The sequence below is a fragment of the Rhodococcus aetherivorans genome (genome assembly GCF_011058165.1).
GTDB classification, from domain to species: Bacteria; Actinomycetota; Actinomycetes; order Mycobacteriales; family Mycobacteriaceae; genus Rhodococcus; species Rhodococcus aetherivorans.
The window spans coordinates 108,539-117,261 of sequence record NZ_JAALEG010000009.1 but is presented as its reverse complement, the minus strand read 5'-3'; the positions used below and the strand labels follow the sequence as shown (position 1 = coordinate 117,261).

The window sequence follows — 8,723 nt, the reverse complement described above, 5'->3', positions numbered from 1 at the left end:
ACCTGTCCGGGCTCGGGTGCGCCGCTGTCGTCGCTGCGGCCGCGTCCGAGCCCGGACAGGTCGGGCCGGCGCGTCGCCCCGACGGCCTCGACCGCGACGGCATCGACGATCAGCGGACGGTCCATGAGGAAGGAGTAGGTGCGCCGGTGCACGGCCTCGAACTCCGCGGTCATCGTCGCCGGGTCGGCGAGCGCGACGGGCACGGACGTGTCGGTGCCGTCGTAGCGCAGGTGCGCCCGGAAGGCCACGTCGATGCGTTCGGGGGGCACGTCCTCGTCGAGCAGTTCCGCGCGCGCCGCGGCCTCGAGTTCGGCGGCGACGTCGCGCAGCCGCGGCATCGCCTCGGCGTTCAGTTCGACGACGACGGACTGCTCGCGCATCGCGGTGGTGTCCGCGAGACCCATGCCGAGCGCGGACAGGACACCGGCCAGCGGCGGCACGAGGACGGTCCGGATGCCGAGCGAGTCGGCCACCGCGCAGGCGTGCTGCCCGCCGGCGCCGCCGAAGGTCGTCAACGCGTACTCGGTGACGTCGTGTCCCTTCTGCACCGAGATGCGCTTGACGGCGTTGGCCATGTTCGCCACCGCGATCTGCAGGAAGCCGGCGGCGACCTCCTCGGGGCTGCGGTCGTCGCCGGTCGCCTCGCGGATCTCGGCGGCCAGGGCGGCGAACCGGGCCCGCACCGTCTCGTCGTCCAGCGGTTGGTCGCCGCCGGGACCGAACACGTGCGGGAAGTGCGCGGGCTGCACGCGGCCGAGCATGACGTTGGCGTCGGTGACGGTGAGCGGGCCGCCGCCGCGGTAGCAGGCCGGCCCGGGGTCGGCGCCGGCGGAATCGGGCCCCACCCGGTACCGGCTGCCGTCGAAGTGCAGGATCGAGCCGCCGCCGGCGGCGACGGTGTGGATGTCCATCATGGGGGCGCGCAACCGCACCCCGGCGACGACGGTGTGGAAGACGCGCTCGTATTCCCCGGCGAAGTGCGACACGTCCGTCGACGTGCCGCCCATGTCGAACCCGATTACCTTGTCGAACCCGGCCAGCGCCGACATCCGGCTCATGCCGACGATGCCCCCGGCAGGACCGGAGAGGATCGCGTCCTTGCCGCGGAAGTGCATCGCCTCGGTGAGCCCGCCGTTGGACTGCATGAACATCAGCCGCACGCCCGGCAGTTCCTCGGCCACGCGGTCCACGTAGTGGCGGAGCACGGGCGAGAGGTACGCGTCGACGACGGTGGTGTCGCCGCGCGGCACCAGCTTCATCAGCGGGCTGGCGACCGCGGACAGCGAGATCTGCCCGAAGCCGAGACGCTCGGCGAGCTCACCGATCGCGTGCTCGTGCTGCGGGTACAGATGGCTGTGCATGCACACCACGGCGACGGAGTCGATGCCGTCGTCGCGCACCTGCCTCAGGTCCCGCTCGAGCCGGTCGAGGTCGGGGGCACGCAGCACCGTGCCGTCGGCCCGGATGCGTTCGTCGACCTCGAGCACCCGCTCGTACAGCAGCTCGGGCAGCACGATGTTGCGCTCGAAGATCCGCGGCCGGTTCTGGTAGCCGATGCGCAGCGCGTCCCGGAAACCGGCGGTGATCACCAGGGCGGTCCGGTCGCCCTTGCGCTCGAGCAGTGCGTTGGTCGCGACGGTGGTGCCCATGCGCACCTGCTCGACGAGGTCGGCGGTGACGGGTTCGCCGGCGGGCACCCCGAGCAGCTCCCGGATCCCGGCGACGGCCGCGTCCCGGTACCGGGACGGGTTCTCCGACAACAGCTTGTGGGTGACCAGGGCACCGTCGGGCCGGCGGGCGACGACATCGGTGAAGGTGCCGCCGCGGTCCACCCAGAACTCCCAGCGCCCGGGTGTCCGGTCTCGTTCGCTCGCCTGCTCCGCTGTCGCCATGACAGCAGGTTAGCCACCGCGTGCGGGACGGCCCAGACCGCCGCACCCGGGCTCAGGCGGTGACGGCCGCGGCCCTGTCCGGGGCCGGCGCGGGCGCTCTGCGTCCGGTGCCGCGCCGGGTGCGGGCCGCGCCGATTCCGCGGCACACGAGATAGATGACGAACGCGATCGCCGTGATGAACGCCGAGACCGGCACGCCGGGCGCGAGGGCGAGCAGGATCCCACCGACCGCGGAGACCTCCGCGAAGATCACGGCCAGCACCGTCGCGGCGAGCGGGCCGCCGGCCACCCGGGACGCCGCGGCGGCCGGGGTGATGAGCAGCGCCATCACCAGCAGGGCCCCGACGATCTGCACGCCGAGGGCGGCGGTGATTCCGACCAGCACGGCGAAGACGATGGACAGCGCCCGCACCGGCACCCCGCGCGCGGCGGCGACCTCGGGGTCGGTGCTGGCGAACAGCAGCGGGCGGTAGATGACCAGCATGGTGCCGATGACGCCGACGGCGCAGGCGGCGAGCAGCGCGATGCCCGTGCCACCCGGCGCGACGATCTGGCCGGTGAGGAGGGAGAACGCGGCGCCGGTGCGGCCGTCGTAGGCCCACAGCAACAGCACGGCCAGACCGAGCCCGAACGCCATGACGACGCCGATGACGGAATCGCGTTCACGGGCGCGGGTGCCGAGGACACCGAAGAGGATGGCCGCCACCACCGCCCCCAGCACGGCGCCGAGTCCGACGGAGACGCCGATGATCAGGGCCGCGGCGGCACCGGTGAGCGAGAGCTCGGAGGTGCCGTGCACGGAGAATGCCATCTGACGGCTGATCACCAGCGGCCCGATCACGCCCGCGAGCAGGCCGAGGATCGCGCCGGCCAGCAGGGCCTGCTGCACGAAGTCGTACTGGAGCAGGTCGACGGTGGCCTGCACGTCGAACATCCGGCCCATCGCGTCGGTGAACTTGCTGCTCAATGCTGATCCTCGTGATGGTCGTGGTGGACGCCCTCGCCGGGGCGCAGCCCGCCGGCGCTGCCGAGCGCGTCGATGGCGTCGCCGGTGCCGACGACGACGAGACGGCCGCGGATCTCGAGGACCTCGACGTCGGTGCGGTACAGCTCGGAGAGCACCTCGGAGGTCATCACCTCGGCGGGGGTGCCGATGCGGAACTGCCCGTCGACGAGATACAGCACGCGGTCCACCAGCGGCAGGATCGGGTTGATCTCGTGGGTGACGAACAGGACGGCGGTGCCGTGTTCGCGGCGACGACGGTCGATGAGGGACGACACGAGGTGCTGGTTGGCCAGGTCGAGACTGAGCAGCGGTTCGTCGCAGAGCATGACCCGCGGGTCGCCGACGAGGGCCTGCGCGATGCGCAGCCGCTGCTGTTCGCCGCCGGAGAGGGATCCGATCGGGGCGTTGGCGTAGGTTTCGGCGCCGACCTGCCGGATCGCGGCGTCGACGGCGCTGCGGCGGGTCTTCCAGTAGCGCAGGCCGGTGCCCCAGCGATGGCCGTCCACGCCGAGCCCGACGAGGTCGCGGCCGCGCAGGGGCACGCCCTCGTCGAGCGACTTCTGCTGCGGCACGTAGCCGACGTGCGAGTTGCCCGTGCGGGCGGGCGCGCCGGCGATCGTGGCGGTGCCACCGCTGAGGGGTAGCTGACCGAGCAGGACCTTCAGCAGCGTCGACTTGCCCGCCCCGTTGGGGCCGAGCACCGCGACGAACTCGCCGGGCTCGACGGTGAGATCGAGGCCCCGCCACAGGACGCGGTCGCCGAAGGCCATGCGGGCGTCGCGGAGCTCGACCGCGGCGGTGCGGCCGGCGGGCGTCGCGGGCGCGCTCGGTGCCGCGGCGGTGCCGCCCGGTGTGACGTCGGCCGGTGTGGTCACGGGAGTGATGTCCTTGCCCTGCTCGAAGGGTCAGCGGGCGGCGTCGAGGGCGGCGGCGAGCGCCTCGGCCGTCTGCTTCTGCCACTGAATGTAGTCCACGCCCGCGGGCAGGGTCTCCACAACTTCGACGACGGGGATGCCCGCGGATTCCGCGGTCGCCCGCATGTCGCGGCTGACCTTGTCCTCGGTCTGCGGGTTGTGGAGCAGGACGGCGACCTGCTTGTCGAGGAGCAGCTGGCGGGTCGCGGCGATCGCGGCGGGCGACGGGTCGGTGCCGTTCTCGACGGCGTTGGTGAAGTCGGCGGGCGTCCGGTCCTCGAGCTTCGCGGACGTGACGAGGTAGTAGCCGATGGATTCGGTCTGCGCGACGGGGGTGTTCGCGTGCGCGGCGGCGATCTCGGCGGTCACGTCGGTGACCTCGTGCAGCTGCGAGTGGAAGGCCTCGGCGTTGGCGCGGTAGGTGTCGGCCCCGGCCGGATCCAGTTCGGCCAGCCGGTCGGCGACGGTGTGCGCGACGGCGTCGGCGGCGGCCAGGTCGTACCAGACGTGCTCGTTGATGCCGCTGTGGTCGTGCCCGGCGTGCGCGTCGCCGTCCTCGGCGGCATGGGTCTCACCCTCGTGGGTGTCGCCCTCGGGTGCGGTGCCGCCCGAGTGGTCGTGGCCGTCCTCGAGGTCGCTTCCGGTGCCGGACTCGAACAACGCGAGGGCGTCGACCGTGGCGGTGTCGGTTCCGGTGGACTCGAGGATGTCGTCGACGAACTGGTCGTAGCCGCCGCCGTTGTAGACGACGAGGGTGGCGTCGCTGATGGCGGCGGCGTCGGCGGGGCTGGCCTCGTACGAGTGCGGGTCGGCGGAGGGCTCGGTGATCAGCGACTGCACCTGGGCGCGGTCCCCGGCGACGGCCTGCGCGACCGAGCCCCACACGTTGGTGGACGCGACGATGCGGATCTCGCCGGAGCCGGTGCCCGCCCCGTCCCCCGAGTCGCTGCCGCAGGCGGCGAGGGTGAGCGCGGCGGCGCAGGTCAAGCCCACGGTCGCGGTGGCGGCGCGCATTCGGCGGGGCAGTCGCACGGTTCCATCTCCTGTGATCACGTTCGGCCGGAGGGCCGGGGAGGTCGCGGTTCCCACCTTATTGGAAACCGTTACCGTTCCACTTTAGCGGATGTCCGGATCTGCGCCCATCCGGCCCGATTCGTCGCCGCGGCGCGGACCCGCTACCGTCCGTTCATGCCCAGGTCTCGTCAGCCGCGTCCCCAGGCCACCCTGGCGTCGATCGCTGCCGAGCTGAAGATCTCCCGCACCACCGTCTCCAACGCCTACAACCGGCCGGACCAGCTGTCCGCCGAGCTTCGCGAGCAGATCCTCGAGGTCGCCAAGCGTCGCGGCTACGCCGGTCCGGACCCGATGGCCCGATCCCTGCGCACCCGCCGGGCCGGGGCCGTGGGCGTGCTGCTCACCGAGGCGCTGAGCTATTCGTTCCGGGACCCGGCCGCGATGAGCTTCCTGTCCGGCCTCTCCGAATCCTGCGAGGCCGCCGGCGAGGGCCTTCTGCTCATCCCCGCCGGACCGGAACGCGACGAGGAGGAGGCAGCGCAGGTCGTGCACGGCGCGGCGGTCGACGGCTTCGTCGTCTACTCGGTTCCGTCCGACGATCTGTATCTCGCCGCCGTCCTCGAACGGAACCTGCCCCTGGTGGTGTGCGACCAGCCCCGCGGCATCGCGAGCGCGCCCCTGGTCGGCATCGACGACCGAGGCGCGATGCGCCGGCTCGCCGAGCACCTCATCGCCCTCGGCCACCGCCGGATCGGCGTGCTGTGCATGCGACTCGGCCGCGACCGGCACGACGGTGTCGTCGACCCCGCCCGCTTCGAGTCCGACCGCTTCCACGTGCAGCACGAGCGGATCCTGGGCGTGCAGGAGGCCCTGCGCGCGGCCGGCCTCGACTCCGCGAGCCTCACGGTCGTCGAGCGCTACGCGCACACCGCGGAGGACGGTGCGTCCGCCGCCGCGCAGGCGCTGGCGGCGAACCCGGCGATCACCGCCCTGATGTGCACCACCGACGTCCTCGCGCTCGGCGCGCTGGCGTGGGCACGCAGCGCCGGCCTCGAGGTCCCCGGACGGTTGTCGATCACCGGCTTCGACGGGATCGGCGAGGCCCTGCGCGAGGGCGTGACCACCGTGCGCCAGCCTCAGGAGGAGAAGGGCCGGCGCACCGGCGCCCTGCTCATGGCCGCGCCGTCACACTCCGGGGTCGCGACGGTGGAAACCCTTGCGACGGAACTGCTCATCGGCCAGACCACCGGCGTGCACGACGAGACGTCGATCTACGCCGAGTGATCGACGACCGACAGCGTCCGATCCGCCTCCGCCGGCGCCGCCGCGAGCAGCTGGGCGCACCGCAGCAGCCCGAGGTGGCTGTACGCCTGGGGATGGTTGCCGAGTGACCGCTCCGCCACCGGGTCGTACTCCTCGCTGAGCAGCCCCGTGGGCCCCGCCGCGTCGACGAGCTGTGCGAACAGCGCCTCCGCCTGCGGACGGGCGCCGACGAGGAGATATGCCTCCACCAGCCACGCCGCGCACAGGTGGAAGCCGCCCTCGGTTCCGGGCAGGCCGTCGTCGTGCAGGTAGCGGTACACCGTCGAACCGCTGCGCAGCTCCGCCTCCGTCGCGACGACCGTCGCGTGGAACCGCGGGTCCTCGGGGTCGATGAGCCCGGACAGGCCGATGAACAGCGTCGCCGCGTCGAGATCGGTGCCGTCGTAGGCCGCGGTGTAGGAGCAGACGTCCTCGTTCCAGCCCTTCTCCAGCACCTCCTCCGCGATCTCGGCGCGCAGCCCGGCCCAGTTGTCGCCGGCGGTGCGCCCGAACTTCTCGGCCAGCGTCAGCGCGCGGTCCACGGTCAGCCAGCCCATGACCTTCGAGTACACGTGGTGGCGCGGGTTGTCGCGGATCTCCCAGATGCCGTGGTCGGGCTCGAACCAGCGGCATTCCACGGCGGTGACCATGGCACACACCAGCTCCCAGTCCCGGTCGGTGAGGGCCTGATCGTGCGGGACGCCGCGCTCCTCGCGGCGGTGCGCCAGCGCCGAGATCAGGTCCACGATCGGGCCGAACACGTCGAGCTGGACCTGCTGGCTCGCGGCGTTGCCGACCCGGACGGGCCGGGAGCCGGCGTAGCCGGGCAGCGTGTCGATGACGGCCTCGGGCGGCAGCGCGCCGCCGGCCAGCGTGTACAGCGGGTGCAGGCGCTCGGGGCCCGGCACGGTGTCGAGCACCCGGTGCACCCAGTCCAGATAGGCATCCGCCTCGGCGAGCGACCCGACGCTCACCAGGGCATGCGCGGTCAGGGCGGCGTCACGGAGCCAGCAGTAGCGGTAGTCCCAGTTGCGGACGCCGCCCATCTCCTCGGGCAGCGACGTGGTCGCGGCCGCCATGATGGATCCCGTCGGTGCGTGCACGAGGCCGCGCAGAGTCAGCGCCGACCGCTTCATCAGGTCCCGCTTGAGCGGCGGCAGGTCCAGGCCCGCCGCCCACTTCCACCAGTACTCCTCCGCGGACGCGCGCCGCTGCACCTCCGCGACGGGGTGTGGGCCGATATCATCGGTGCCGCAACGGAATTCGAGGATGATGTCGCTGTCGGACGGATCGACGACGGCGTGCGCGGTCTGATGGGCGCCGTCGGTGGTGATGTTCCACTCGACGCCGGGGGAGCGCAGCACGTACGGCTCGTTGAATCCGAGTACCCGCAGGCCGTCGGCCACGGGTTCGAGCCCGACCTGGCCCTGTCCGAACTCGGGGCGCGGCGCGAACGTGACCACCGCCTTGGCCTTGCCGGTGATGACCCGGGTCAGGTCGGTGCGGCCCGGTTCGACGTCGTGCGGAAGGTAGTCGATCACCGCGAGGCTCGCCCAGCGGGTCACCGCCGTCATGGTGCCGTCGATGTAGCGCTGGCTCAGGGGCAGGGCCTCCCGGCTCGGACCGATGGTGAAGTGCCCGGCCGGTTCGCCGCCGAGCAGATGCGCGAACACCGCCGCGGAATCCGGCTCGGGGTGACACAGCCACGTCACCGTTCCGTCCGGCGTCAGCAGCGCCTTCGAGCGCGGGCTCGCCAGCATCGTCAGCCGCTCGATCGGGCAGGCCTCCGCGCCCGAGAGCCACGTGCGGCGCTGGTCGAGCAGGAACGCCAGCGCGGCCGCGACGTCCTCGACCGTGCCGATCCGGTACTGGGCGGCGGTCTCGCCGTCCCCGACCTTGACGCCCACGTCCGGGCCGTGGAGGGAGGCGAAGGCCTTCTCGTCCGTCACGTCGTCGCCGAAGAAGACCGCGGCGCTCGCCGATTCCTGGTGCCGGATGATGTCCAGCGCGTGGCCCTTGTCGGTGGGCACGACCGCCAGCTCGATGACGGCCTTGCCCTCGGTGACCTGCACACCCGGGTGCCGGGCGAGGTCGCCGCGGACCAGCGACAGTGCCAGCTCGGCGTCGGCCGGGTCGGCGTTGCGCACGTGCAGCGCGGCACTGGCCGGCTTCGCCTCGACGTGCACGCCGTCGTAGCGGGCGGCGATCGCCTCGAGCTCGGCGACGATATCGCGCAGCAGCTGCCGGGCGTCGCTGTCGATGGCGTGGACGAAGCCGATGTCGAACTCCGAGCCGTGGCTGCCGACGAGCTGCACCTCGGCGGGCAGGCGGGACAGGGCCGCGAGATCCTTCAGGGCGCGACCGGAGATCACGGCTGCGGCCGTGGACGGCAAGCCGGCGAGCGCGCGCAGGGCGCGGACCGACTCGGCGTTCGGGAACGCCTTGTCCGGATCCGAGACGATCGGCGCGACGGTACCGTCGTAGTCGGAGGCCACGAGGAGCCGCGGGGTCCGCGCCAGCGCGACGAGGGCGCGGCGCAGGTCGATCGGGAGGTCTTGGGCGCTCACTCACTCAAAGGTAGGTGATCCGGCGCCC

Annotated in this window: 6 protein-coding genes; 1 reads left to right on the top strand and 5 read right to left on the bottom strand. The window is 72.6% G+C overall.

Features of this window, described 5'->3' with window-relative positions; translation table 11 throughout:
• The 4 genes from G6039_RS06265 to G6039_RS06250 all read right to left on the bottom strand — a co-directional run.
• Positions 1-1,892: hydantoinase/oxoprolinase family protein (locus tag G6039_RS06265; protein WP_277606639.1), on the bottom strand; the 1,892-nt coding region annotated here is incomplete at its 3' end.
• 52 nt (positions 1,893-1,944) lie between these two features.
• Complete coding sequence (locus G6039_RS06260) at positions 1,945-2,859, bottom strand: metal ABC transporter permease (RefSeq protein ID WP_006943426.1); 915 nt, start codon at positions 2,857-2,859, stop codon at positions 1,945-1,947.
• Positions 2,856-3,668, bottom strand: coding sequence for a metal ABC transporter ATP-binding protein (locus tag G6039_RS06255; RefSeq protein WP_202917110.1), 813 nt, complete (start codon positions 3,666-3,668; stop codon positions 2,856-2,858). The genes G6039_RS06260 and G6039_RS06255 overlap by 4 nt, the downstream gene beginning before the upstream one ends.
• A gap of 135 nt (positions 3,669-3,803) precedes the next feature.
• Entirely contained in the window at positions 3,804-4,844 is a 1,041-nt protein-coding gene (locus tag G6039_RS06250) for a metal ABC transporter solute-binding protein, Zn/Mn family (RefSeq protein WP_006943424.1), read from the bottom strand.
• Between the two features lie 156 nt (positions 4,845-5,000).
• Between G6039_RS06250 and G6039_RS06245 the strand changes: the two genes are divergently transcribed.
• Positions 5,001-6,110: a LacI family DNA-binding transcriptional regulator gene (locus G6039_RS06245; RefSeq protein ID WP_043797606.1), complete on the top strand. Its 1,110-nt coding sequence runs from the start codon at positions 5,001-5,003 to the stop codon at positions 6,108-6,110.
• Here G6039_RS06245 and otsB read toward each other — a convergent pair.
• A complete protein-coding gene (gene otsB / locus G6039_RS06240) occupies positions 6,098-8,695 on the bottom strand; it encodes a trehalose-phosphatase (RefSeq protein ID WP_043797602.1) in 2,598 nt (865 codons plus the stop codon). The two genes, G6039_RS06245 and otsB, sit on opposite strands and share 13 nt — an antisense overlap.
• Positions 8,696-8,723: the final 28 nt, after the last annotated feature.

Excerpts from the sequence above, each read along its gene's own strand:
- G6039_RS06255 (WP_202917110.1), bottom strand. The coding sequence starts at position 3,668 with ATGGCCTTCGGCGACCGCGTCCTGTGGCGGGGCCTCGATCTCACCGTC.
- G6039_RS06245 (WP_043797606.1), top strand. The coding sequence starts at position 5,001 with ATGCCCAGGTCTCGTCAGCCGCGTCCCCAGGCCACCCTGGCGTCGATC.